A 24,310-nucleotide genomic window follows, 5' to 3' on the forward strand; every position below is an offset into this window, starting at 1 on the left:
GCTTGACAATTGTTCGAACAATTTCAGAGTTTGGCTATTCGACGCTGTCAGCCGGCCGTCATAGTGTGGTGTACCCTAATCCTTTCAGGAGTGCACCGAGCCAATGACGAGCAACTCGGCACCACACAACCCGCACACCTCAAAACCACCGGCTCTCAAGCAACTGGCCTTTGCCTTTCCCTTTCTGCGCAAGGCGCAAGGCAATGCCAGTGCATCCACCCGTTTCACCGACGAGCATGACATTTACCGCCTTCTTGCCACCAACGAGCCGTCCGGCGCGTATCTCGTCAGCCGCAAGGGCATGTGGCACGGTGGCATCCACATCACGGAGGCGGGCGCGGGGCAGGCGCTCGACCTCGACGCGGGACTACGCGGCATCGCGGACGGTGTGCTGATCGCGTATCGCGCCAACCAGGACTATCCGGTCAGCGAAGCAAGCGTGGACGGCAGTAACGTGCCGCTTCAGGCTCCGTACAGCACGGGCTTTGCCCTGGTGCGGCACGAGATGGAGTTTCCGCGCGGTACGAAGCTGACGTTCTACAGCCTGTACATGCACCTGATGTCCAGCGCTGACTATGACAACTTCCCGAAGCGGCAGAAACCGGCGTACTGGTCGCGGCAGTGGCAGGTGACGCAGTTTGCGCAGGACAGGCCGCGGCCGGGTCGCAGTGGGCAGGTTGCGGATCCGTCGCAGGTGGGTCTGCCTGTGCGCAGGACGCCGAATGGCTCCATCGTTGGCATCGTGCCGCAGGGGGCAAGTGTCAGCATCGGCAAGACTGACACGGTGCATGGTGCAACGTGGGGTCAGCTAACGGACCTGAACGGAGCAACGCTGTATGCGCCCGAGGCGGGCGGCTACGTCGCAGCTTCCGCGGCGGTGGACGGATGGATTTGCCTGGGCGCGCAGAATGGCGGGCCGGTCGCGAAAGAGCGGATTCCGGATTCGATGTTCGACCGGGTGATTGTCACGACCAACCGGACGTGCAGCGCGGGCGATCCGCAGGGGACAGCCGGTGGATTTCCCGTCAAGGCCGGTGACCTGATCGGCCACCCTGGCCGCTATGACTCGCTGAACGCATGTACGAGCGGAACGCGGCTGGCGCACATCGAGGTGTTCTGCGACGGGGGCATCAGGCAGTTCATCAAGTCCGGACGCGACTGGGTTCGGGCCAACTGTGCGCACGAGGACCGGTGGAGCGAGCTGGGCCTGTCACCGGAGCCCACCATTCTGCGCGTGGCGCGTGGAACGACCCTCTACCATGACCATGCCAATGGGCGATCCGGCAAGGACCCGAAACAGACCGATGTGGTCCAGGCTTATCGATTTGCCGCGCTGCCGCAGGATGACGGTCACGTGTTCATGGAACAAGACCCTGGCAGCGACGGGACGAAACGGCGCTGGTGGAAGGTGGACAGCGCGGATGTGCGAGTCAACACCATTCGCGGATGGGTACGTGAGCAGAGCTTCGAGGGCGGTCGCGTGACGCGGGAGTTTTCGCAAAGCTGGATCGACTTCGAGTGTTACGACGAGGACCACGATCCGACGCATACCATTTTTGCAACCACGGGCGACTATGTGGACTATGCGCTTCGCACTGAGGCATCCGGTCCGGGTTCACTTGGCAAGCTAAGCCCACTGATGGCCGCAATCTATCGCGCCCTGTATCCGGGCGGTGACGGTCTTTACGCGGCGGACGAGCTTTGCAGCGCGGGACAAAGCCCTCAGCGTTCCGGATTTCCGTGGGCCGCGTTTCGCGCATCGCGCCTCATCGCGAAACACGAAAGTGAATGGGCCAATCCGGCGAAGTGGCAGGCGCTTGTCAGTGCCATCGAAGAGCGCACCGGACACAGGCCTGAGCATGAAGAGGAGAAGAAGCGCATCGCGAAGCTGGTGTGGTGGGACGAGGTGGCCGCCAGCCTCCCCGACTTCCCCGGATCGGATGTGTATCACATCAATCCGATTGGGCTGGTGGGGAATTTTATCAATACGCAATCATGTGGTTGTATCAACTATGATGCGATTTGGGTGCCTCACCCGGCGCCGGCATATAAAGATAATCAAATCGTGAGTTGGAGTCACTATCGACTCCCAATTGATATCTCGCCGGGTCGAATTGCCGGTAATAGCCGAAGGGGCGGAGATGCATCAAAAATATCTCAAATTAAGGTCATAAATCTTTTGGTTCAAAAAGGTCGTCAGTATCGCTTGAGCAGGGACGATATTGCGATGGTTTTGGCAATGACTCGTCACGAATCTGGCTTCAATCCAGATGCTGCCGCAGGAACGACTTCCGCTTCAGGATTGGGTCAATTTGTTGACCGAACAGCAAGTGCCTATGGAATCGATACAAACAGTCAGCGTTTCGATGCAGAACAAGGTGCTGATGCGATGGTGAGGCATTATTTGGAAAATAAGCGACTTGCGATTGCCGCCGGGGCCATTGTGAGAAATGTTTTTGTGATGACCTACGCGTATCACCATGATGGCCCCAGTCTGGCTTATGGTGGAAAGGACATTTCGGAGGCCCATGTTATGCCAGTATTTGATCTTATCCTGAATAACATATGCTCTAACGTGGCGGACCGAGGTAGCCAATGAAAGCAATGCTGATAATTCTTGCGATGGTCTGTGCAAACTGTTTTGCATCCGCTTCCGAACCTCTTGCATCCGTGGAGAGTCAAGACCTTGGGCCGGTCCCTGAAGTAATTCGCTCAGCCATCGAATCAGACATCTCCTTCAGACCTTATGGGTCGCTGAATTGCAAAATGCAAGGGAAAAAAATTCCACTGTCATCGGATAGTTCGGTATCTACGTGGTTTGTCACGACTAGTCAGGCTTGTGGATGGGGGGCGGCACTGGGTCCCATATGGCTAGTGAAAAAAACGTCAACAGGCAATCCGTCACTCATGCTTTCGACTGGTGGCTATAGTGTGGCGATTGCCGGGAAATCACGCGGAGGCTTTGTCGGCATTTACATTGATTTCGGAACTGCCGAGGAGAGTGTTCGTAAGCGTTACTTTTTTGACGGAGAAAAATACGTAACGAGCACCAACTAACCAGTTGGAGTGCTTTCTTGCGGCGGAGATTGCGACGCAAAACAAACGGCTGAATATCGCTTATGCGAATGTCGTTAAAATCTCGCACCCGAGGATGAAACATATTTCGACAAGGTGCAGCACGAATGAATCACGTGGCGCGCGATGACAACTATACTTTTTCTCGCAGAACATGTGTCATGCTCTTTCGGTACTACGCGGGGAGCGAGCCTCGATTTCATGTTGCGGCGTTAGCAGCTGATTAAAACGATGAAGAAATTGCTTTTTTCTCCTTTGTGTCTTCTTGGGTAATTGCCTTTTCGGGCCCTTGTTGCGCAGCCCGGGTGGTGCCTTTTTGTGATCGGCAAACGCTAGAGGTGCTTTCGAGGGTTGATGCGATATGCGCGACCACCACTCATCCCCCTCAAGCCTCCAACGCCGCCCGCGCACACAACTCATCAGTCACGAGCCCGGACAACCACCCACCCTTGAGCACCGCGATCAGCGCCTCACGCTTGCGCTGTCCGCCCGCAAACCCGATGGTCGGCCGGCGTGGCGGCGCGTCGAGCGCGATGCTCGTCACGCGCCGGCCGGTCGGCGATTCGACGTGCGCGCCGGCCGCATCGATCGGCAGGCCCAGCATTTCCGCGACCGCGCCGTTGTGCATCAACTCCTTCACCTCGCCTTCCGTGATAAAGCCGTCCTCGTGCAACGGACAGGTCATGCCGATGTTGCCGATGCCGACGAACGCGACGTCGGCCTGCGCGGACAGTGACTCGACGATCCGATAAAGACGGTGATTGCACCACTGCGCGCGCTCGGCCTCGCTGTCGGCGAGCAGCGGCGCGGGCAGCAGGAAATGCTTGCCACCGGTCTTTTCAGAAATGTGCAGCGCGACGTCGTAGCGGTTCGAGGAGCCGTCCTGCGCGATCGCGCCGACCATCGATACCAACCGGTGCTGCGGACGGTCCAGCTGCGCGATCTGATCGACCGCGGCTTTCAGCGTGCGCCCGCTGCTGACCGCGACGACCATCGGCTTTTCCGCGGTCAGATAACGCTCCATCACCTGCGCGCCGGCCACCGCGAGCTTGCGGTCGAGTTCCTCGGGTGTATCGCCGTCGATCGGCACGACCTCGCACATGCTGAGGCCGTAGCGCTTCGACAGCTGATCGGCGAGCGACAGACAATCGGCGAGCTTGTGATCGACCCGCACGCGGATCAGGTTCTTTTCGACGGCGAATGCGACGAGCCGCTGCGCGACTGGCCGCGACACCTGCAGCTTCTCGGCGATTTCGTTCTGGGTGTTGCCCGCGACGTAGTAAAGCCACGCGGCGCGCGTGGCGAGATCGAGTTTTTCTGTGGACCTGGGCACGATGAGATTTCGCTTGAAGTGTGCCGATGATAGCGGCCGGCGGCGCGTCTGTCGCGCAGGCCGGCCGCGGATGACGCTCAGGCGAGCGGTGCCCGCGCGGGATCGAACAGCGGCCGTACGTGGCGATACAGCGCGCGATACGCTTCGAGGCGCGTGCGCAATTCCGCGTGGCGACGCGGATTCGGCGTGAACTCCTTTTCGACGGGCGGCTTGGTCAGCACGGTGGCCGGCTCGCCACCTGCCGCGAGCCAGCCGAGACGCGCCGCGCCCAGCGCCGCGCCGGTTTCGCCGCCGCCATGCTTGACGGTGACGGTGTCGAGCGCATCGGCGAGCAACTGGGCCCAGTAATCGCTGCGTGCGCCGCCACCGAGCAGCGACAGCACCTTCGCTTCGGTGCCGGCCGCGCGCAGCGCGTCGAGGCCGTCGGTCAGCGCGAGCGTCACGCCTTCGAGCACCGCGTAGCCCAGCAGCGCGCGGTCGGTGGCGTGAGTCATGCCGAAGAACACGCCTTGCGCGTAGGGGTCGTTATGCGGCGTGCGCTCGCCCGACAGATACGGCAAAAAGAGTGGCGCGGTGGTCAAGGCCTCGGCGGGCAGCGCCTCGATTTCGGCGAGCAGCGTCGGCTCGTCGGTCGACGTGAGCTTGCAGACCCAGCGCAAACAACTCGCCGCCGACAGCACCACGCTCATCTGATGCCAGCGATCCGGGATCGCATGACAGAACGCGTGCACGGCGGAGGCCGGGTTCGGCCGGAAGCTGTCGCCGACCACGCACAGCACGCCCGACGTACCCAGCGATACGAAGCCGTCGCCCGGTTGCGTCGCGCCGATGCCGATCGCGCTAGTCGCATTGTCGCCGCCGCCGGCCGCGACGATCACGTCGTCGCGCAGGCCGAATTCGCGCGCGAGTTCCGGCAGCAGCGTGCCGGCCGGCGCGCTGCCTTCGCGCAGCGCCGGCATCTGCGCGCGCGTCATGTTGCATGCAGCGAGCAACGAGTCCGACCAATCGCGTTTCGCGACGTCGAGCCACAGCGTACCGGCCGCGTCCGACGGATCGGACACCTTGCCGCCCGTCAGTTGCAGGCGCAGATAGTCTTTCGGCAGCAGCACGCAGGCGGTTTTCGCGAAGATCTCCGGTTCGTGACGCGCGACCCACAGCAGCTTCGGCGCGGTGAAACCGGGCATCGCCAGATTGCCGGCGACGCTGTGCAGATCCGGCGCGCGCTCGGTCAGCTCCGCGCATTCCTTGTCGCTGCGCATGTCGTTCCACAGGATCGCGGGCCGCAGCACGCGATTCTCCGCATCGAGCAGCACCGCGCCGTGCATCTGCCCTGAAAGGCCGATGCCGCGAATCTGCGCGAACTCGTCGGGATGACGCGCGCGCAACGCGGCGAGCGCGCTGCGCGTGCCCGCCCACCAGTCTTCGGGATTCTGCTCGGCCCAGCGCTGGTGCGGACGCGAAACGGTGAACGGCGAGCCTGCGGTGCCGATCACGCGGCCATCGGAGGCGAGCAGCAGAACTTTCACTTCGGACGTGCCGAGGTCGATGCCTAGGTACATGGGAGCGAAACCTTCGTCGTTGGAGATGCGCTACTTTATCCGCACATCGCGCGCGCTGTCATGCGCATTAAGCCTGGCTCGTCAAGCCGCGCCGCGTTTCGCGAGCCATGCGTCGACACGCGCGAGCGCGCCCGCGAGCGCCGCTTCGAGTTCGGGCGTCTGCGCCATGCCGCCCCACAGCAGCCGGTCGGCCGCGAATGCGCGCAGCGGGTCGGGCGCCGTGAAAAAGCCGTGCGCGACGCCCTCGTCCATCACGCCGTCCTGATACGCATAGGGCAGCTTGCCTGTGTGCCAGCGCTCCAGAAAGCGGAAGAACAACGCGGGCAGCATCGCGGTCGCCGCCGGCGTAACGCCACGCTCGAAGCATTCGGCGAGTGTCGGCGCGATGAAGCCGGGCAGCTTCGAGAAGCCATCGGCCGCGACGCGCTGGTTCGTGTCGAGAATATGCGGATTGCTGAAGCGCTCGAGCACGACGTCGCGATAGCGTTCGAGATCGAGCGGGCTCGGTGTCAGAGACGGGATCACGTCCTCGGTCACGTAGTCGTACGCGAACTGGCGGATTTCGGCGTCGAGTGTGCCCTCATGGATGTAGTTCAGGCCGACCAGCGTGCCCGCCCACGCGATGCAGCTATGCGTCGCGTTGAGAATGCGGATCTTCGCTTCCTCGTACGGCAGCACCGAATCGACGAGTTCCGCGCCGACCTTCTCCCAGGCCGGCCGTCCCGCGATGAAGCGGTCTTCGATCACCCACTGGATGAACGCTTCGCCCATCACCGGACTCGCGTCGTCGACGCCGGTCGCGGCCTTCACGCGCTCGCGCACGTCGGGCGTCGGACGCGGCGTGATGCGATCGACCATCGAGCACGGGCACGAGGTGTTGTCATCGAACCATTGCGCGAGTTCGTTCGCACCGCGTCGTTCGAGAAACTCGCTCATGCCCGCATGAAAGCGCTCGCCGTTGCTGCGCAGGTTGTCGCAGGTCTGCAGCGTGACGGGTCCCGCGCCGCGTTTCACGCGCGCGTCGAGAATCGCCGCGAGCGCGCCGTAGATCGTCTTGTGGCCGCCGGCGAGGTCGGCGGCGAGATCGGGGTTCGCGGTGTCGAGCCGGTCGTGTTCGTCGAGGTAGTAGCCGCCTTCGGTCACGGTGAACGCGATGATCTTGCAGGCCGGGTCGGAGCCCGCTTCGATCAGCCCGTCGAGGCTTTCGCTCCACGGCAATACGCGCTCGATCGAGCGGATCGTCTCGTACGCGCGCTGGCCTTGCGGCGTGACCGTTTCGAGCGTGTAGACGCCGTTCTGCGCGGCGAGCGCTTCGAGCACCGGGTTCATGTCGCCGCGAATATTGCCGACGGTCAGCGACCAGTGCGGCTCGCTGGCCGCGCTCGCTTCGTTCAGCCGATGCAGATACCACGCCTGATGCGCGCGATGAAACGATCCCGCGCCGATGTGCAGGATCACGTGTGCGGCCGCGCCGCTGCCTTGCCCGCTGTTCATGTCGTGTCTCCGGTGTCGGCCAGAGTTAGCGCTTCAGCGCTTGCTCTGGTCCCATGCAAACGTCCACCGCGCTCGTGGCGCGGGTTTTTGTGCGTTCAGAGCATTTGCTCTGTATGTGAGCGAATGATCGTACCCGGCGAAACGAAAGTCAAGGCAACGGAACGGGGTTTTGATGGCGCAGCGCGGCATGCGGGCTGCGGCAGCGACGGGCATCCGAAGGGTCGAGAACGCGCTGGGCCTCGCATATTGCATTGCATCAAATTTGACCTTGCGCGCGTCGGGATTAACCCCAGTGCAAAAAAGTATCGGTCCGCGGTTTCTTTTTAAGTGGTCGCCAACGCGTTTGGCGGTTACTTTTCGCTTTACAAGATCAAGATCGGCGGCGCCTCACCCGGGCCGCTCCATGGAGGCAGACAGTGCAACCTGATCTCGAAATCGTGGCCGTACGTCACGACGAGTCGTTCAAAGTGTGGTCGCATGGCTATCCGTATCGCACGGTGCGCTGGCACTTTCATCCGGAGTACGAGATCCATCTGATCGTCGCGACGACCGGCAAGATGTTCGTCGGCGATCACATCGGCAGCTTCGCGCCCGGCAATCTCGTGCTGATGGGGCCGAACCTGCCGCACAACTGGGTCAGCGACGTGCCCGAAGGCGAGAGCGTCGCGCAGCGCAATCTGGTCGTGCAGTTCGGCCAGGAGTTCGTATCGAACTGTCTCGAGAGTTTTCCGGAATGGCGGCAGGTCGAGGCGCTGCTCGCCGACGCGCGTCGCGGCCTGTCGTTCGGTCATGAGACCTCGGCGCAAATCAAGCCGCTCTTTCTCGAACTGCTCGCGGCGCGCGGACTGCGCCGGCTCGTGCTGTTCATGTCGATGCTCGAGATCCTGATGAACGCGTCGGACCGCGACACGCTCGCGAGTCCCGCGTATCAGGCCGACCCGACCAGCTTCGCGGCAATCCGCATCAATCATGTGCTCGCGTATATCGGCAAGAACCTCTCGAACGAATTGCGCGAGTCGGAGCTTGCGCAACTCGCCGGCCAGAGCGTCAGCGCTTTTTCGCGTTATTTCCGCCGCCATACCGGGCTGCCTTTCGTGCAGTACGTGAATCGCATGCGCATCAATCTCGCGTGCCAGTTGCTGACCGACGGCGAACTGAGCGTGACCGACATCTGCTTCAAGGCGGGCTTCAATAACCTGTCGAATTTCAACCGGCAGTTCCTCGCGATGAAGGGCATGGCGCCATCGACGTTCCGCCGTTATCAGCAACTCAACGATGCGAGCCGCGACGCTTCCGAGCAGGCGGCCGCGCGTGGCCGGGGCATCGACAACGCACCGGCGATCGTGCTCGCGCCGGGCTTGCCGCGTAGCGGCGTCGCGTATCCGGTCACCTAGTGCCCGCCCGGTAGTCCGCTGTTTTTGTCCACTCGCGTTTCAACACGCATCGATCGCGCTGTGCACCCGCAGCGCGAGGGGCGTGCTCACTTCAAAAAATGGAGACAACCATGAAGCCGTCTACTCTTTTGCTCAATCCTTCGATGATGGTCGCTCGCCGCGTCGCCGCGCTCGCGGTCGGCTTGTCGCTCGCCGCCGTGTCGGCTGCGCAGACCGCGCAGGCCGCGCCGCTGAAAATCGGCATGACGTTCCAGGAACTCAACAACCCGTACTTCGTGACGATGCAAAAAGCGCTGAACGACGCGGCCGCGTCGACCGGCGCGACGGTCGTCGTCACCGACGCGCATCACGACGTCAGCAAGCAGGTCAGCGACGTCGAAGACATGCTGCAAAAGAAGATCGACATCCTGCTCGTCAATCCGACGGACTCGACCGGCATCCAGTCGGCGGTCACGTCGGCGAAGAAGGCGGGCGTCGTCGTGGTCGCGGTCGATGCGAACGCGAACGGTCCGGTCGATTCGTTCGTCGGCTCGAAGAACTACGACGCGGGCGTGATGGCTTGCGACTACCTCGCGAAGTCGATCGGCGGCAGCGGCGAAGTGGCGATTCTCGACGGCATTCCGGTCGTGCCGATTCTCGAACGCGTGCGGGGCTGCAAGGCGGCGCTGGCGAAAGCGCCGGGCGTGAAGCTCGTCGATACGCAAAACGGCAAGCAGGAACGCGCGACCGCGCTGTCCGTCACCGAGAACATGATCCAGGCGCATCCGAATCTGAAGGGCGTGTTCAGCGTGAACGACGGCGGCTCGATGGGTGCGCTGTCGGCGATCGAATCGTCGGGCAAGGACATCAAGCTGACGAGCGTCGACGGTGCGCCTGAAGCGATCGCCGCGATCCAGAAGCCGAATTCGAAATTCGTCGAGACCTCCGCGCAGTTCCCGGCCGATCAGGTGCGCATCGCGCTCGGCATCGCGCTCGCGAAGAAGTGGGGCGCCAATGTGCCGAAGGCGATTCCGGTCGACGTGAAGATGATCGACAGGAGCAACGCGAAGGGCTTCAGCTGGTAATGCAAACGCAGGCCGCCGCGCGTGACGATCATGCGCGGCGGTGCGCGGCAGAGGAACACGCGATGGACACGATTCTGAAGCTCGACAACATCAGCAAGAGCTTTCCCGGTGTGAAGGCGCTGCAAGGCATTCACCTCGAGATCGCGCGCGGCGAGATTCACGCGCTGCTCGGCGAGAACGGCGCGGGCAAGTCGACGCTGATGAAAATTCTGTGCGGCATCTATCAGCCGGACGAAGGCACGATCACGCTCGACGGCGAGCAACGCCACTTCGCGAACTATCACGACGCGGTGGCCGCAGGTGTCGGTATCGTGTTTCAGGAATTCAGCCTGATTCCGTATCTGAACGCGGTGGAGAACATGTTTCTCGGCCGTGAAATGCGCAACCGCTTCGGCCTGCTCGAACGCGCCAGGATGCGGCGCGCGGCGGCCGCGATATTTCAGCGGCTTGGCGTCGAGATCGATCTGTCGGTGCCGATCCGGGAACTGTCCGTTGCGCAGCAGCAGTTCGTCGAAATCGGCAAGGCGTTGTCGCTCGATGCGCGCGTGCTGATCCTCGACGAACCGACCGCGACGCTGACGCCGGCCGAAGCAGCGCATCTGTTCACGATCATGCGCGAACTGAAGCAGCAGGGCGTCGCGATGATCTTCATCTCGCACCACCTCGAAGAGATTTTCGAGGTGTGCGACCGCATCACGGTGCTGCGGGACGGCCAGTACGTCGGCATGACCGAGGTCGTGCAATCCGACGTGAGCCGGCTCGTGCAGATGATGGTGGGACGCCGCATCGAAAGCAGCTTTCCGCCGAAGCCGGCGCCGCGCGCCGATGCGAAGGTCGTGCTCGACGTCGTGCGCCTGCAGTTGTTCAAAGACAGCCCCGAGTTGAGCTTCACGCTGCGCGAAGGCGAGATTCTCGGCTTCGCGGGGCTCGTCGGCTCGGGGCGCACCGAGACCGCGCTCGCGGTGATCGGCGCGGAGCGCGCGTACGTGAAGGAAATTCGCGTGAACGGCACGGCCGCGAAGCTTGCAGATCCGGCCGATGCGCTGCGCGCGGGCGTCGGCATTCTGCCCGAGAGCCGCAAAACGGAAGGGCTCATTACGGACTTCTCGATCAAGCAGAACATCTCGATCAACAACCTCGCCAAGTACCGCTCGCTGCGTTTCTTCATCGACCAGCGCAGCGAGGCGCGCGCGACCGCCGACATCATGAAGCGCGTCGGCGTGAAGGCGCCGACGATGCACACCGAAGTCGCGACGCTGTCGGGCGGCAATCAGCAGAAGGTCGTGATCGCGCGCTGGCTCAATCACCACACCAACATCCTGATCTTCGACGAACCGACTCGCGGCATCGACGTCGGCGCGAAGGCCGAAATCTATCTGCTGATGCGCGAACTGACCTCGCGCGGCTACTCGATCATCATGATCTCGTCCGAGTTGCCGGAGATCGTGGGTATGTGCGACCGCGTCGCCGTGTTCCGGCAGGGCCGCATCGAAGCGCTGCTCGAAGGCGACACGATCGAATCGAATGCCGTGATGACCTATGCGACCGCCGGTTCGCTTGGAGCTTCTCATGAACATGCCTAATCCTTCCTCTTCGCCGAAAACCTCGACCGTCAGCAGCGACACGCCGGGCGCGCCGGTGCGCTTCACGTGGGCCGCGCTGAAACGCTCGACGCTGTTCTATCCGTTCATCGGCCTGCTGGTGGTCTGCATCGTGATGGTGTTCGCGAGCGACAGCTTTCTGTCGGCCGCGAACATCGAGAACGTGCTGCGCCAGGTGTCGATCAACGCGATCATCGCGGTCGGCATGACCTGCGTAATCCTGACGGGCGGCATCGATCTGTCGGTCGGATCGGTGATGGCGCTCGCGGGCACGCTGTCGGCCGGGCTGATGGTCGCGGGCATGAATGCGGTGGCTGCGCTGGCGGTCGGGCTCGCGGTCGGTCTCGGCTTCGGCGCGGCCAACGGTTTCTTCGTCGCGTTCGCCGGTATGCCGCCGATCATCGTCACGCTCGCGACGATGGGTATCGCCCGCGGCCTCGCGCTGATCTACACCGGCGGCTACCCGATCGACGGTGTGCCCGACTGGGTCAGCTTCTTCGGCAGCGGCAAGATACTCGGCATCCAGGCGCCGGTCGTGATCATGGCGGTGATCTATGTGATCGCGTGGGTGCTGCTCGAACGGATGCCGTTCGGCCGCTACGTGTATGCGATCGGCGGCAACGAGCAGGCGACGCGCTTGTCCGGCGTGCGTGTCGCGCGCGTGAAGATGATCGTCTACACGATCGCCGGCTTGACGTCCGCGTTCGCCGCGATCGTGCTGACCGCGCGTCTGATGAGCGGCCAGCCGAACGCGGGCGTCGGCTTCGAACTCGACGCGATCGCCGCCGTCGTGATGGGCGGCACATCTATCTCCGGCGGACGCGGCTCGATCATCGGCACGCTGATCGGCGCGCTGTTACTCGGTGTGCTGAATAACGGCCTGAACATGGTCGGCGTCAATCCATACGTGCAGAACGTGATCAAGGGCGGAATCATTCTGCTCGCGATCTATATCAGCCGCGACCGCAGAAAGTAACGCTCACTTCCCCACATCCCTCTTATCGCAGGACCATGCAATGACGACTCCATCCGACCAGCAGAACATGACCGCCATCGTCTGTCATGCACCGAAAGACTATCGCGTCGAGCAGGTGCAGAAGCCACGCGCCCGCGCCCATGAACTGGTGATCCGCATTGCCGCGTGCGGCATCTGCGCGAGCGACTGCAAATGCCATTCGGGCGCGAAGATGTTCTGGGGCGGCCCGAGCCCGTGGGTCAAGGCGCCGGTGATTCCGGGCCACGAGTTCTTTGGCTATGTCGAGGAACTGGGCGAGGGCGCGGCCGAGCACTTCGGCGTGCAAAAAGGCGAGCGCGTGATCGCCGAGCAGATCGTGCCGTGCGGCAAGTGCCGCTACTGCAAATCCGGCCAGTACTGGATGTGCGAAGTGCACAACATCTTCGGCTTTCAGCGCGAGGTCGCGGACGGCGGCATGGCGGAGTACATGCGAATTCCGCCGACCGCGATCGTCCACAAGATTCCCGACGGCATCTCGCTCGAAGACGCCGCGATCATCGAGCCGCTCGCCTGCGCGATTCACACGGTCAATCGCGGCGATCTGCAACTCGACGACGTCGTCGTGATCGCGGGCGCGGGGCCGCTCGGTCTGATGATGACGCAGGTCGCGCATCTGAAGACGCCGAAGAAGCTCGTCGTGATCGATCTCGTCGAAGAGCGGCTCGCGCTCGCGCGCGAATACGGCGCGGACGTGACGATCAATCCTCAGAAGGACGACGCGCTCGCGATCATTCGTTCACTGACTGACGGCTACGGTTGCGACGTCTATATTGAAACGACCGGCGCGCCGATCGGCGTGAACCAGGGGATGGACCTGATCCGCAAGCTCGGACGCTTCGTCGAATTTTCGGTGTTCGGCGCGGATACGACACTCGATTGGTCGGTGATCGGCGATCGCAAGGAGCTCGATGTGCGCGGCGCGCATCTTGGACCCTATTGCTATCCGATCGCGATCGATCTGCTCGCGCGTGGACTCGTTACGTCGAAGGGCATCGTCACGCACGGCTTTTCGTTGGAAGAATGGGACGAAGCGATCAGGATCGCGAACTCGCTCGACTCGATCAAGGTGCTGATGAAGCCGCGCGCGTAAATCGCGTGCGTGGCTATTCAACGGAGACTCTATGAACTACGTCATCGGCGTCGATATCGGCACGCAGAGCACGAAGGCGTTGCTGGTCGACGCGCACGGTGCGATCGTCGCGCAGCATGCGTCGAGCTATCAACCCGACACGCCGAAGCCGTTGTGGGCCGAGCAGTGGCCCGCAGTGTGGCTTAAGGCCGTGGTCGAATGCGTGGCCGCGTGCGTCGGCGATGCGAAGGCGGCCGGCATCGCGCCGCGTGCGATCAAGGCGCTGTGCGTGAGCAGCCTGTACGGCGGCTCGGGCATCCCGGTCGACAACGACATGCGGCCGCTCGCGCCGTGCCTGATCTGGATGGACCGGCGCGCGACCGCAGAGGTCGACTGGGTGCGCGAGAACGTCGATCTCGAACGGCTCTATTCGATCACCGGTAATGGGGTAGACAGCTACTACGGCTACACGAAGATGCTGTGGCTGCGCGAGAACGAGCCGGACGTGTGGGCGCATACGCGCTATTTCCTGCCGCCGAACGCGTACGTGATCTACATGCTGACCGGCGAGGTCGCCGTTGATCACAGCTCGGCTGGCAATATCGGCGGCGTCTACGATATCGCGCGGCGCGACTGGTCGGACGAAGCGCTCGATATGCTCGGCATTCCCGCGACGATGATGCCGGAGCGGCTCGTCGAATCGTCGGAGGTGGTGGGCGGCTTGTTGTCGCAATGGACCGCGCAGCTCGGACTGGAAGCGGGCACGGCGATCGTCGCGGGCGGCGTCGATGCGGCGATGGCGACGTTCGCGGCCGGCGTCACGCGCGCGGGACAGCACGTCGCGATGATCGGCACCAGCATGTGCTGGGGTTACATCAATCAGCGTGTCGACGCGCGACACGGTTTGGTCAGCATGCCGCACGTTTTCAACGGGCAGCACGATATCTACGTATTCGGCGGCGCGATTACCGCGGGCGCGTCGGTCAGCTGGTATCGCGAGCAGTTCTGTCAGGCGGAGATCGAGGCCGCGCGCGCGACACCGCATGGCGATCCGCATCGGCTGCTCGAAGAAGCGGCCGCGCAAGTGCCGGCGGGCGCCGACGGCGTGCTGTTCCTGCCGTATCTGATGGGCGAGCGAAGTCCGGTGTGGGATGCGAAGGCGAGCGGCGCGTTCGTCGGATTGTCGCTGTTTCATACGCGCGCGCATCTGTATCGCGCGGTGCTCGAAGGGGTGTCGTTCGCGCTGAAGCACAACATCGAGGCGGGGCGCAAAGGCGCACAATCGCTCGACGACAAGTTGATCGTCGTGGGCGGCGCCGCGCATTCGGACCTGTGGATGCAGATCATCGCCGATGTCACCGGCTATCCGGTCTACACGATCGAGCAGGACGTCGAAGCCGCGATGGGCGCGGCGTTGCTCGCCGCGGTCGGCGTCGGCCTCGTGTCGCGCGAAGCGGCGCAAGACGGCTGGGTCACGCTGATCGAGCGCGCGCAGCCCGACGCACGGCGCATGGCGTTATACGAGCAGCGCTTCGGCGTGTACGTGGATCTCTATCCGGCGTTGAAGCCGGTCATGCATCGCTTGCAATCATCATGAACGCTACTTTCGATTTTTCCGGTCGCTCAATCCTGGTGACGGGCGCCTCTAGCGGCATCGGCCGCGCGACGGTCGAGGCGCTGTGCGCGAGCGGCGCATCGGTCGTCGCGGCCGCGCGCAACGTGAACGAGCTCGCGCGGCTCGCCGAGGAAACCGGCTGCGAGCCGTTGAAGCTCGACGTCAGCGATGAAGCCGCAATCGGCGAAGCATTCGCGTCGCTCGAACCGTTCGACGGTCTCGTCAATTGCGCGGGCATCGCGTTGCTCGAACGCGCGGTGGATACCACGGCCGCGAGCTTCGATCGCGTGATGGCGGTGAATACGCGCGGCGCGGTGCTGGTCGCGAAGCACGTCGCGCGTGGCATGCTCGACGCGGGGCGCGCGGGCAGCATCGTCAACGTGTCGAGCCAGGCCGCGCTCGTCGCGCTCGACGATCATCTGAGCTATTCGGCGTCGAAGGCGGCGCTCGATGCGGTCACGCGCGCGTTGTGCATCGAACTGGGGCCGCACGGGATCCGCGTGAATAGCGTGAACCCGACGGTCACGCTGACGCCGATGGCGGTGCTGGCGTGGAGCGATCCTGTCAAACGCGATCCTGCGTTGCAGGCGATTCCGCTCAGGCGCTTTGCTGAATCCGCCGAGGTCGCGGCGCCGATCCTGTTTTTGTTGAGCGATGCGGCGTCGATGGTTAGCGGGGTGTGTTTGCCGATTGATGGTGGGTATACCGCACGCTAGGGGGTGTCAAGCGCCGTCGGTTGCCTGGTGAAATGAAAGTAGACGGAAGCCCCGCCAGACGGCGGGGCCGTCCGGCGGGCGGAAGTGCAGGCTACTCACTCAGAAGAAGACGTTTAAGCCCATCAAGAAAAGATTCGGCGGTGCGACCCCACAGCGTCGGAACGAACTGGCTGCCGAATTCCTCTTCTAAGGCAGCGCCAAGATTTCCAGCGTGATCTCTCTTGAACCGATCTATGTCGGCCACCTTTGCGTTAATCATTTCTGGCGTGCATCCGCTTGCACAAGCCCGCACCAACTCTTCAATTGTGTTTCCCCAGTAGTCGGAAGCCTCATTGAAGTAGACACCGATCAATTGATCCAGATCGTCGTATGTCATGTATCGCCGTCCAGTGCGAGGAAAATCAGGCTACTCGCTCAGGAGAAGACTCTTAAGTTTGTCGAGAAAAGCCTCGGTGGTTTGCTCCCACACAGTCGGATCGCACTGGTAGCCAAAATTTTCCTCAAACGCGGCGTCGAGATTCCCAGCATGATCGCTCTTGAATCGGTCTATCTCGGCCACCGTCGCATTAATCTCTTCCGGTGTGCACTCGCATGTAAAAGACAAGACCAATTCCTCGATTGTGTTGCCAAAAAGGTCGAAGTCTTCATGGAAGCGGCCACAAATCAATTGATACAAATTTTCGTATCTCATATATCAATATCCATGTGAAATTCAGCCTTCGATCATAGCCGTGAGAATGTAGTAGGGCATCCCGTTGTACGTCCCGTACTTCAAGATGACCTTCACTTTACTGCTGTCCACTAGGGTGTCAGTCTTCTTGGTCAATACATAGCCTACTTTTCTTCCAACATCCTTCTCGAGCGTCAGAGTTCGTTTTGATGTTGTTGTCCATTTTCGGATCTTTGATGCATTTGCAAGCATCGTTTCTGATATGGCCCACTCAGCCTCCTGAAGATTTGCGAAAGACGATACTTCAGTTCTTTTCGGCTCCAGCCTGAGCCTCTCCCGCAACTGCGCTTCAGTCCGACCGACATGTTTCAAAAGCGTATGTCCACCAATCCGGCTTCCCGCCTTCGCCTCGTGCATGTCCAGCTTGATCCGGCCCATCGTGACGCGCGCAGCGCGTGCCGCCCTAATAGAGCCAGCAAAGCCGAACGGCACGGCGATATCGAGCGACAGGCCGATATTGTTCGCCATGTCAGGGCTCGCCCGCATCGCTTCAGCGAGTTTCGTCGCGCCCCGCTGGGTCAGCGTGGCGGTGTCCCGACCAGTCCAGACCTGCCGCAGGCCAGCCGCCGCCGAGTCCGAGCCATGTACCCCGAACACGACACACCCGGCTTTGCTCGCCATCGTCGGATCTGGCAAAGCGCACAGCACACCTGCGCCGACCATTTCCAGCACGCCGCCGACGACCTGTAACCCGCCCCAAAGCCGGTTGGAAAGCATTTCCGACTGGCTGATCGACTGACGAGATAGCACGGCCGCGAGTTGCGGGGCACTCAGTACAACCTTCACTCCTTCGGCGTTATCGACACCGGGCATATCGAAACCCTCTGATGTTTTTTATGGGGTTCCGATGCTGGCATGCTGACCATCTCTCAAGATTCGGAGAACTCCGAACTTTCCTCAGCCCGATGAACGGTGCCTGTTCTGCAACGAGCGGGAACAACCGCGGCATCATGCTTGCCGTGATTTCCGGTCATTCCCTGTCTGACACGCGCCAACCGTTACAACATCGTCCGCACATGCCACAACTCGGGGAACAGCACGACATCGAGCATCTTGCGCAGATACGGCGCGCCGCTGGTGCCGCCGGTGCCCTGCTTGAAGCCGATGATGCGCTCGACGGTCGTCACGTGGCGGAAGCGCCATTGGCGGAACGCATCCTCGAGATCGACGAGTTCTTCCGCCATCTCGTACAGCTCCCAATGCTCGGACGGATTGCGATACACCTCGAGCCACGCGGCCTCCACCGACGCATCATGTTCGGTCGGCCTGGTCCAGTCGCGTTCGAGCCGCGCGGGTGAAATCTTGAAGCCGCGACGCGCAAGCAGCCGCACCACTTCGTCGTAGAACGACGGCGCTTCGAGCGATGCCTTCACTTGCTCATACACGTCGGCGCGATGCGCGTGCGGCTTCAGCATCTGCTCGTTCTTGTTGCCGAGCAGGAATTCGATCTGCCGATACTGATACGACTGGAAGCCCGACGAACTGCCGAGGTACGGCCGCATCGCCGTGTATTCAGACGGCGTCATCGTCGCGAGCACACTCCACGCCTGCACCAGTTGCTCCATGATCCGCGACACGCGTGCGAGCATCTTGAACGCGGGCGGCAGCTCATCGCGATGCACGGCCGCGAGCGCCGCGCGCAACTCGTACAACGCGAGCTTCATCCAAAGCTCGCTCGTCTGATGCTGGATGATGAACAGCATCTCGTTGTGATCCGGCGACAACGGATGCTGCGCGTCCAGCACCGTGCCGAGCGACAGATAGTCGCCGTAGCTCATCGACTCCGAGAAGTCGAGCTGCGCGTCGTGCCAGCCGCTATCGGCCGTGCTCGCGGAGGCGGTCGTGGCACTAGCGGCCGGCGCCGAAGCCGTCCGTCCGTGCCCGAATGGGCAGCCTTGTGCCGCCGGTTCTTCTGGCAAGCCCGGCGTGTGCATGTGATCGGTCATTCTGTCGTCCTCAGGTAACGGCGCCGCGCTGGGCGAATTCAGGAGCTTTCCAGGCCTCGCGGGTGAGCACGTCGCGCAAGGTTTCGACGGCGTCCCATACGTCGACGAAGCGCGTGTACAGCGGCGTGAATCCAAAGCGCAGCACGTGCGGCTCGCGATAGTCGCCGATCACGCCGCGCGCGATCAGCGCCTGCATCACCTCGTAGCCGTGCGGATGTTCGAAGCTCGCATGCGAGCCGCGCTGCGCGTGCTCGCGCGGCGTCACGAGCTTCAGTGGAAATTCGCTGCAACGCGTCTCGACCAGTTCGATGAACAGATCGGTCAGCGCGAGCGACTTCTCGCGAACCGCCTGCATGTTGGTTTGCAGGAACACGTCGAGCCCGCATTCGACGAGCGCCATCGACACCATCGGCTGCGTGCCGCACAGGAAGCGGCCCACGCCGTCGTCGGGCTGATACGTCGGATTCATCTCGAACGGCGCGCGATGCCCCCACCAGCCCGACAGCGGTTGCGCGAACTCGTTCTGGTGGCGCTTGGGCACCCACACGAACGCGGGCGAACCGGGGCCGCCGTTCAGATACTTGTAGGTGCAGCCGACCGCGTAGTCGGCGCCGGCGCCGTTCAGATCGACCGGCACCGCGCCCGCCGAATGCGCGAGGTCCCATAGCGCGAGCGCGCCCCTGTCGTGAATCAGCTTCGTCAGCGCGGCCATGTCGTGCATGTAGCCGGTGCGATAGTTCACGTGGGTGATCATCGCGATCGCGGTGTCCGCGCCGATCGCGTCGGGCAGCTCGGACGGATCGTCGACGAGGCGCAGCTCGTAGCCGCGATCGAGCTGCTCGATCAAACCCTGCGCGATATACAGATCGCTCGGGAAGTTCGAGCGCTCGGACACGATCACGCGACGCTGCGGATCGCGCGCATTCGCAAGCCGCAGCGCGGCCGACAGCAGCTTGAACAGGTTGATCGAGATCGTGTCGGTGATCACGACTTCGTCTTGGGCCGCGCCGATCAACGGCGCGAGCTTGTTGCCGAGCCGGCGCGGCAGCACGAACCAGCCGGATTTGTTCCAGCTGCGGATCAGCCCTTCGCCCCATTCGGCGGCGATCACGGTTTGCGCGCGCTGCGCCGCGGCGGCCGGCGGTACGCCGAGCGAGTTGCCGTCGAGATAGATGGTCGTCGGCGACAGCGCGAACTGGTCGCGCAGCGCTGCGAGCGGGTCGGCGCTGTCGAGCGCCACGGCTTCGTCACGATGGTTCATGGTGGTTCGAGGGTTGGGTTGTCGGGTTGTTGGCTCGCCGAGTCGCGTGGCTTAGCGAGAGCCGTGCAGTGCGCGCAGCACCGCGCGTACCGGGCTTGCGTCGAGCGTGGTCAGCTTGAGCGGCAGCGCGATCAGTTCGTAGTCGCCGGGTTCGACCGCGTCGAGCACGATGCCTTCGAGAATCGCCATCCGGTGCGCGCGAATGCGGTGATGCGCGTCCATCGTCTTCGATTCCTGCGGATCGAGCGATGGCGTATCGATGCCGATCAGCTTCACGCCGCGCGCGGCGAGCAGATCGACGGTCTCGGGCGCGACCGCGCAGAACGCGCTATCCCACTCGCGCGTTGGCGCATTTCTGTAAGTGCGCAGTAAGACTCGCGGCGGCAGATCGTCGAGCGAGCCGGTCAGGTGTTGTGGCGTCACAACAGGCGACGCGCCGATACAGTCGATCACTCTGCACAAACCGAGATACGCGTCGAGCGGCACGTCGCCGATCGCGGCGCCTTCGGCGTCGTAGTGCAGCGGCGCGTCGGTATGCGCGCCGGTGTGCGGCGACATCGTCAGACGCGCGACATTGACCGGCGAGCCAGCCTCCATGCGCCAGACGCGCTCGATGCCGACCGGCGTGTCGCCCGGCCAGACGGGCGTGGCGGGATCGACGGCGGGGGTGATGTCCCAGAGTGCTCGCATGACGGTTTCGACGGAAGGTGACTATCTCTAAATGATAGAGGTCAAGCCGTGAAATGTGATTGCGAAAAAATCTCCTAACCAGCCGTGTCTTGGAACATAATTTGAGCCAAACAGGAAAGGGAGACCGAATATGAACGCGATCTCGCTCGACGCCACCGATTGCCGTATCTTGACGGTGCTTCAGCAGGAAGGACGGATCAGCAATCTCGACTTGGCGGAGCGTATCTCGCTGTCGCCATCAGCCTGTCTGCGGCGCCTGCGTCTGCTGGAGGAGCAGGGCGTCATCGAACACTACCGCGCGTGTCTGAACCGCGAAGTTTTGGGGTTCGAGCTGGAAGCGTTCGTGCAGGTATCGATGCGCAACGACCAGCAGAACTGGCACGAGCGCTTTGCCGAGGCGTTGCGCGACTGGCCCGAAGTGGTCGGCGCGTTCGTCGTGACCGGCGAAACCCACTATCTGCTGCGCGTGCTCGCGCACAACCTCAAGCACTATTCGGATTTCGTGCTCAACCGCCTGTACAAGGCGCCGGGCGTGATGGACATCCGCTCGAACATCGTGCTCGAAACGCTGAAGGAAGACTCGGGCGTGCCGGTGTCACTGGTGAAGAAGAGCAGCGGGCACGGGGCCACGCATAGCGACCGTTGAGGATGACGAGGGGCGCGCCATTTCCGGCGCGTCAGACCGACCCGCACTACCGGCGCGAGGGACGCGCCGCGCCGCTCAAAGCGGCTTCAGGCCGTGGAACTGTCCGCTCTGGAACACCAGCGGCAGCATGTCCGCGGCATTTTCGTGCACGCCGCAGCGCTCCACTTCACCGACGAAAATCACGTGGTCGCCTTCGTCGTAGCGGCTGCGGTTATGACATTCGAACCACGCGAGCGCGCCGTCGAGCACCGGCATCCCGGTGTCGCCCGCCGCGTGCGATACCCCCTCGAAGCGGTCGCCCTTCACGGTCGCGAAGCGCTTGCACAGATCGAGCTGCGTCGAAGACAGCACGTTGATCACGTAGTGACTGTTGGCGCGGAACACCGGCATCGACGCCGAGCGCGTCGCGAGACTCCACAGCACGAGTGGCGGAGAGAGCGAAACCGAGTTGAACGAACTGGCCGTGATGCCGATCAACTGGCCGGACGCGGCGCGTGTCGTGATCACGGTGACGCCGGTCGCGAACTGGCTGAGCGCCTGTCTGAACGCGGACTGGTCGAAGTTGGGTGGGCTCGCGCTCTTCATCGGGGCAGGGTCCCCGGCGCGCGCCGTGTGAAAGACGGACTAAAGCGCGAATCGAGGCGCGGATAACAACGCGGATATGTGCGGCTGGCAGCGGATGTTTCGAAAGTCATGGTGAAAATCATCGATTTCCGCCAATTTTAACTGTAATCGCCGCGTGCGCCGCACGGCGTTGCGTACGGTGCGTGCTCCGGCGTCAGCTCGCTCACAGTCCAGCACGGACCGGCCGCAGTGTTTCGTGCGGACACGCCGATCGTCATGCCTCGTCTCGCCGCATTTTTCGCTTCGCTTCGCTGAGCATGCGATCGAGTGGGCGCGGCGCTTGCTGTTGTGCTGCATGGTTATTCACCCGTCGCGCGACGGCCTTTCTATACTCGATATCTGCACTGCGGGATTCGCGTGGAATTGCGCGACGCGTTGCAAGCGGCGCCGCGCGACGGGTGCATCGGTTGTGCCTTTTAGTCCGCGTTTTCGGCCATATATTCGGATGCGGTGGCAGACCCGGCGGCGCTACGCAGGCCGACTGCCGATCATTGTGTGGATCTGATCCTGGGGTGAAGCTTATGAACGAGACGGCAACGCTCGGCGGTGGATGTTTCTGGTGCCTCGAAGCGGTGTATCTGGACGTCGAGGGCGTCAATGCGGTGGAGTCGGGGTACGCGGGCGGTCATACGCGCCGTCCGAGCTACGAGCAGGTCTGCGACGGCGACACCGGTCACGCGGAAGTGGTCAAGGTCGACTTCGATCCGGCGAAGATCAGCTATCGCGAGATTCTCGACATCTTCTTCGCAATCCACGATCCGACCCAGGTGAACCGGCAGGGCAACGACGTCGGCACGCAATACCGCTCGGTGATCTTCACGCATTCCGATGCGCAGCGCGGAACCGCGCTGCAGGCGATTCGCGAGATCGGCGAACAGGGCATCTACGACGGCAAGATCGTGACCGAGGTGCTGCCGCTCGGCGACAATTACTGGCCCGCCGAGGCTTACCACCAGAACTATTTCGCGCAGCATCCGAATCAGGGCTACTGCTCGTTCGTGGTCGCGCCGAAGGTCGCGAAATTCCGCCAGAAGTTCGCGCATCGGATCAAGGCGGGCTAACGGCGCAGCGCGAGGATCGGAGTCGGCAGCAGGCGGATACGCATGGCCGCCGGCTGCTGTTCGTCACTACGGTTCCTGTGCCTGCGATCGCGCATCATCAGCGCCAGCGCCACTATCCCCGCGTCCCTGAGTGACACGCACACAGGCTTCGACGATCTCTTCGGCCAGCTTCACGCAGCTGAGCGGCGCCGATCCTTCCGCCTTGTTGTTGACCGCGATCACCACCGGCTGGCCGGCGAGCGCGTAGCGCGCGGCCAGTTCGGCGAGCGACGCGCGGGTCGCCGGGTCTTCGTCGACCAGCTGGTTGAACGGCTCGTACTTCGCTTTCGCCTGTTCGTATTTGAAGCCGCCGTGCAGGCTCCAGCGCACGATCAGCGGACCGGCCGGCTCGCCGTCGAGCAGCGCGAGCGCCGCGGCCTGGCGCAGCGGATCGGGCATCCGCGCATGAATGCCGACGCAGTAGCGCACGCCCGCCGTCTTCAGCATGCGGATGAAGCGTGGCGTGAGCAGGCTCGCGTCGCGAATCTCGACCGCATAGCAACTGCCGTCGGGCAGCCTCGGCAGCGCGCCGAAAAACTCTCCCAGACGCTCGATGAACACCGCCGGCTGCGCGAGCATCTGATCCGGCAGCGGCGAGAACTGGAACACCAGCGCGCCGGCCTTTGCACCGAGGCCTTCGACACAGGGCGTGACGAAATCGTCGATCGCCATCTGCGCGTTCAGGAAGCACGGGTTCATCGACACCGGCTCGCCGCGCTCGGCGCGCACGGTGGCGTCGGTGATCGTCATCGGCGCCTTGACGATGAAGCGGAAGTGCTCGGGCACCTGCTGCGCGTAGCGCAGGTATTCGGTGACCGTCAGCGCCTGGTAGAACGAGCGGTCGATGCTGACCGTCTTCAGCAGCGGATGCGCGCCGTACGCGCTCAAGCCCTCGCGCGACAGTTTGCTGTTGCTGTAGTCGTCGCCGTAGACGATGCCACTCCAGCCCGGGAACGACCATGTCGACGTGCCGAGATGGATCTGCGGCGGCAATTGCGCCGCAAGCGCGAGCAATTCGGGCGACGGCGGCGCGGCGAGCACGTCGCGGCCGCGGCGCTTTTTCGGGGCGTCGGTGGCGGCGGGTGCGGAGGCTGGTTCAGCAGCGGGGCTGTCGGGCGCGGCGTCGTCTTCGAACAGCGACGCGGCGGCGTTTGCTTTTGCGGTTTTCGGCGCGCGCTTGCGCTCTGGCTGCGCGGCAGTGCTCGCGATGGAATCGGCCTCGCTCGTGGACATGGCCGGCGCTTCTGCCGCAGCCTCGACCGGCATCCCGAACAGATCGAACTGCTGCGTGGCGTCGTGCGCCGCATCGTCCGCGCTGCCGTTCTTGCCGTTCAACGGCTTTTCAATGTCACTCGTCCTGCTGTGGTCCATCAATGTC

The 24,310-nt window shown here is 63.0% G+C and carries 22 protein-coding genes; 11 read left to right on the plus strand and 11 right to left on the minus strand.

The annotated features are described in order from the left end of the window. The first annotated feature begins 103 nt into the window (after positions 1 to 103). Both AB3X89_RS19480 and AB3X89_RS19485 read left to right on the plus strand, forming a co-directional pair. Complete coding sequence (locus AB3X89_RS19480) at positions 104 to 2,599, plus strand: lytic transglycosylase domain-containing protein (protein WP_368584723.1); 2,496 nt, start codon at positions 104 to 106, stop codon at positions 2,597 to 2,599. After that, on the plus strand, positions 2,596 to 3,057 hold the full coding sequence (locus AB3X89_RS19485) for a hypothetical protein (RefSeq protein WP_368584724.1): 462 nt from the start codon (positions 2,596 to 2,598) through the stop codon (positions 3,055 to 3,057). The genes AB3X89_RS19480 and AB3X89_RS19485 overlap by 4 nt, the downstream gene beginning before the upstream one ends. 403 nt (positions 3,058 to 3,460) lie before the next feature. On the opposite strand, the gene AB3X89_RS19490 is transcribed toward AB3X89_RS19485, so the two are convergent. From AB3X89_RS19490 to dalD, 3 genes are all read right to left on the minus strand, one after another. Further along, a complete protein-coding gene (locus tag AB3X89_RS19490) occupies positions 3,461 to 4,408 on the minus strand; it encodes a sugar-binding transcriptional regulator (RefSeq protein WP_176105172.1) in 948 nt (315 codons plus the stop codon). A 77-nt stretch (positions 4,409 to 4,485) separates the two neighbouring features. Continuing rightward, a complete protein-coding gene (gene xylB, locus AB3X89_RS19495; RefSeq protein WP_368584725.1) occupies positions 4,486 to 5,967 on the minus strand; it encodes a xylulokinase in 1,482 nt (493 codons plus the stop codon). 81 nt (positions 5,968 to 6,048) lie between these two features. Then, positions 6,049 to 7,461, minus strand: coding sequence for a D-arabinitol 4-dehydrogenase (gene dalD, locus AB3X89_RS19500; protein ID WP_368584726.1), 1,413 nt, complete (start codon positions 7,459 to 7,461; stop codon positions 6,049 to 6,051). Between the two features lie 416 nt (positions 7,462 to 7,877). On the opposite strand from dalD, the gene AB3X89_RS19505 reads away from it, so the two are divergent. The 7 genes from AB3X89_RS19505 to AB3X89_RS19535 all read left to right on the plus strand — a co-directional run bounded on the left by AB3X89_RS19505 (position 7,878) and on the right by AB3X89_RS19535 (position 15,935). After that, positions 7,878 to 8,855 carry an AraC family transcriptional regulator gene (locus AB3X89_RS19505; protein ID WP_368584727.1) on the plus strand — a complete coding sequence of 326 codons (978 nt, stop codon included), beginning with the start codon at positions 7,878 to 7,880 and terminating at the stop codon, positions 8,853 to 8,855. Positions 8,856 to 8,965: 110 nt separating this feature from the next. Beyond that, complete coding sequence (locus tag AB3X89_RS19510; protein WP_368584728.1) at positions 8,966 to 9,919, plus strand: substrate-binding domain-containing protein; 954 nt, start codon at positions 8,966 to 8,968, stop codon at positions 9,917 to 9,919. Between the two features lie 62 nt (positions 9,920 to 9,981). Continuing rightward, on the plus strand, positions 9,982 to 11,502 hold the full coding sequence (locus AB3X89_RS19515; RefSeq protein ID WP_368584729.1) for a sugar ABC transporter ATP-binding protein: 1,521 nt from the start codon (positions 9,982 to 9,984) through the stop codon (positions 11,500 to 11,502). Further along, positions 11,489 to 12,496: an ABC transporter permease gene (locus AB3X89_RS19520; RefSeq protein WP_368584730.1), complete on the plus strand. Its 1,008-nt coding sequence runs from the start codon at positions 11,489 to 11,491 to the stop codon at positions 12,494 to 12,496. Before AB3X89_RS19515 ends, AB3X89_RS19520 begins: the two co-directional genes overlap by 14 nt. A 40-nt stretch (positions 12,497 to 12,536) precedes the next feature. Beyond that, on the plus strand, positions 12,537 to 13,625 hold the full coding sequence (locus AB3X89_RS19525; RefSeq protein ID WP_176105179.1) for an alcohol dehydrogenase catalytic domain-containing protein: 1,089 nt from the start codon (positions 12,537 to 12,539) through the stop codon (positions 13,623 to 13,625). Between the two features lie 31 nt (positions 13,626 to 13,656). Next, positions 13,657 to 15,201, plus strand: a complete 1,545-nt coding sequence (locus AB3X89_RS19530) for an FGGY-family carbohydrate kinase (protein ID WP_368584731.1) — start codon at positions 13,657 to 13,659, stop codon at positions 15,199 to 15,201. Further along, positions 15,198 to 15,935, plus strand: a complete 738-nt coding sequence (locus AB3X89_RS19535) for an SDR family oxidoreductase (RefSeq protein WP_368584732.1) — start codon at positions 15,198 to 15,200, stop codon at positions 15,933 to 15,935. Before AB3X89_RS19530 ends, AB3X89_RS19535 begins: the two co-directional genes overlap by 4 nt. 91 nt (positions 15,936 to 16,026) lie before the next feature. Here AB3X89_RS19535 and AB3X89_RS19540 read toward each other — a convergent pair whose 3' ends face one another. The 6 genes from AB3X89_RS19540 to kynB all read right to left on the minus strand — a co-directional run bounded on the left by AB3X89_RS19540 (position 16,027) and on the right by kynB (position 20,562). Then, the gene (locus AB3X89_RS19540; RefSeq protein ID WP_368584733.1) at positions 16,027 to 16,311 is read right to left on the minus strand and encodes a contact-dependent growth inhibition system immunity protein; all 285 of its coding nucleotides are present in this window, start codon (positions 16,309 to 16,311) and stop codon (positions 16,027 to 16,029) included. 30 nt (positions 16,312 to 16,341) lie between these two features. Beyond that, complete coding sequence (locus tag AB3X89_RS19545; RefSeq protein WP_368584734.1) at positions 16,342 to 16,626, minus strand: contact-dependent growth inhibition system immunity protein; 285 nt, start codon at positions 16,624 to 16,626, stop codon at positions 16,342 to 16,344. Positions 16,627 to 16,647: 21 nt separating this feature from the next. After that, on the minus strand, positions 16,648 to 17,478 hold the full coding sequence (locus AB3X89_RS19550) for an RNase A-like domain-containing protein (protein WP_368584735.1): 831 nt from the start codon (positions 17,476 to 17,478) through the stop codon (positions 16,648 to 16,650). Between the two features lie 185 nt (positions 17,479 to 17,663). Further along, positions 17,664 to 18,611 carry a tryptophan 2,3-dioxygenase gene (gene kynA, locus AB3X89_RS19555; RefSeq protein ID WP_368584736.1) on the minus strand — a complete coding sequence of 316 codons (948 nt, stop codon included), beginning with the start codon at positions 18,609 to 18,611 and terminating at the stop codon, positions 17,664 to 17,666. A gap of 10 nt (positions 18,612 to 18,621) precedes the next feature. Continuing rightward, positions 18,622 to 19,872: a kynureninase gene (gene kynU / locus AB3X89_RS19560; protein ID WP_368584737.1), complete on the minus strand. Its 1,251-nt coding sequence runs from the start codon at positions 19,870 to 19,872 to the stop codon at positions 18,622 to 18,624. Positions 19,873 to 19,923: 51 nt separating this feature from the next. Then, the gene (gene kynB, locus AB3X89_RS19565; RefSeq protein WP_368584738.1) at positions 19,924 to 20,562 is read right to left on the minus strand and encodes an arylformamidase; all 639 of its coding nucleotides are present in this window, start codon (positions 20,560 to 20,562) and stop codon (positions 19,924 to 19,926) included. A 130-nt stretch (positions 20,563 to 20,692) separates the two neighbouring features. Between kynB and AB3X89_RS19570 the strand changes: the two genes are divergently transcribed. Next, the gene (locus tag AB3X89_RS19570; RefSeq protein ID WP_176105186.1) at positions 20,693 to 21,208 is read left to right on the plus strand and encodes an Lrp/AsnC family transcriptional regulator; all 516 of its coding nucleotides are present in this window, start codon (positions 20,693 to 20,695) and stop codon (positions 21,206 to 21,208) included. A 75-nt stretch (positions 21,209 to 21,283) separates the two neighbouring features. Here the strand turns inward: AB3X89_RS19570 and AB3X89_RS19575 are convergent, their stop codons facing one another. Then, complete coding sequence (locus tag AB3X89_RS19575; RefSeq protein WP_176105187.1) at positions 21,284 to 21,793, minus strand: flavin reductase family protein; 510 nt, start codon at positions 21,791 to 21,793, stop codon at positions 21,284 to 21,286. Positions 21,794 to 22,353: 560 nt separating this feature from the next. Between AB3X89_RS19575 and msrA the strand changes: the two genes are divergently transcribed. Beyond that, on the plus strand, positions 22,354 to 22,893 hold the full coding sequence (gene msrA, locus AB3X89_RS19580) for a peptide-methionine (S)-S-oxide reductase MsrA (RefSeq protein WP_368584739.1): 540 nt from the start codon (positions 22,354 to 22,356) through the stop codon (positions 22,891 to 22,893). A 66-nt stretch (positions 22,894 to 22,959) separates the two neighbouring features. Here the strand turns inward: msrA and AB3X89_RS19585 are convergent, their stop codons facing one another. After that, positions 22,960 to 24,303, minus strand: a complete 1,344-nt coding sequence (locus AB3X89_RS19585; protein ID WP_368584740.1) for a DUF72 domain-containing protein — start codon at positions 24,301 to 24,303, stop codon at positions 22,960 to 22,962. Positions 24,304 to 24,310: the final 7 nt, after the last annotated feature.

Source organism: Paraburkholderia sp. BR14320 (assembly GCF_040948665.1).
Lineage (GTDB): Bacteria > Pseudomonadota > Gammaproteobacteria > Burkholderiales > Burkholderiaceae > Paraburkholderia > Paraburkholderia youngii.

Bases quoted from the DNA above. Each gene is read 5' to 3' on its own strand.
- AB3X89_RS19480 (WP_368584723.1), top strand. From the start codon at position 104: ATGACGAGCAACTCGGCACCACACAACCCGCACACCTCAAAACCACCG.
- AB3X89_RS19485 (WP_368584724.1), top strand. From the start codon at position 2,596: ATGAAAGCAATGCTGATAATTCTTGCGATGGTCTGTGCAAACTGTTTT.
- xylB (WP_368584725.1), bottom strand. From the start codon at position 5,967: ATGTACCTAGGCATCGACCTCGGCACGTCCGAAGTGAAAGTTCTGCTG.
- dalD (WP_368584726.1), bottom strand. From the start codon at position 7,461: ATGAACAGCGGGCAAGGCAGCGGCGCGGCCGCACACGTGATCCTGCAC.
- AB3X89_RS19510 (WP_368584728.1), top strand. From the start codon at position 8,966: ATGAAGCCGTCTACTCTTTTGCTCAATCCTTCGATGATGGTCGCTCGC.
- AB3X89_RS19515 (WP_368584729.1), top strand. From the start codon at position 9,982: ATGGACACGATTCTGAAGCTCGACAACATCAGCAAGAGCTTTCCCGGT.
- AB3X89_RS19520 (WP_368584730.1), top strand. From the start codon at position 11,489: ATGAACATGCCTAATCCTTCCTCTTCGCCGAAAACCTCGACCGTCAGC.
- AB3X89_RS19525 (WP_176105179.1), top strand. From the start codon at position 12,537: ATGACGACTCCATCCGACCAGCAGAACATGACCGCCATCGTCTGTCAT.
- AB3X89_RS19530 (WP_368584731.1), top strand. From the start codon at position 13,657: ATGAACTACGTCATCGGCGTCGATATCGGCACGCAGAGCACGAAGGCG.
- AB3X89_RS19535 (WP_368584732.1), top strand. From the start codon at position 15,198: ATGAACGCTACTTTCGATTTTTCCGGTCGCTCAATCCTGGTGACGGGC.
- AB3X89_RS19540 (WP_368584733.1), bottom strand. From the start codon at position 16,311: ATGACATACGACGATCTGGATCAATTGATCGGTGTCTACTTCAATGAG.
- AB3X89_RS19545 (WP_368584734.1), bottom strand. From the start codon at position 16,626: ATGAGATACGAAAATTTGTATCAATTGATTTGTGGCCGCTTCCATGAA.
- AB3X89_RS19550 (WP_368584735.1), bottom strand. From the start codon at position 17,478: ATGCCCGGTGTCGATAACGCCGAAGGAGTGAAGGTTGTACTGAGTGCC.
- kynA (WP_368584736.1), bottom strand. From the start codon at position 18,611: ATGACCGATCACATGCACACGCCGGGCTTGCCAGAAGAACCGGCGGCA.
- kynU (WP_368584737.1), bottom strand. From the start codon at position 19,872: ATGAACCATCGTGACGAAGCCGTGGCGCTCGACAGCGCCGACCCGCTC.
- kynB (WP_368584738.1), bottom strand. From the start codon at position 20,562: ATGCGAGCACTCTGGGACATCACCCCCGCCGTCGATCCCGCCACGCCC.
- AB3X89_RS19570 (WP_176105186.1), top strand. From the start codon at position 20,693: ATGAACGCGATCTCGCTCGACGCCACCGATTGCCGTATCTTGACGGTG.
- AB3X89_RS19575 (WP_176105187.1), bottom strand. From the start codon at position 21,793: ATGAAGAGCGCGAGCCCACCCAACTTCGACCAGTCCGCGTTCAGACAG.
- msrA (WP_368584739.1), top strand. From the start codon at position 22,354: ATGAACGAGACGGCAACGCTCGGCGGTGGATGTTTCTGGTGCCTCGAA.
- AB3X89_RS19585 (WP_368584740.1), bottom strand. From the start codon at position 24,303: ATGGACCACAGCAGGACGAGTGACATTGAAAAGCCGTTGAACGGCAAG.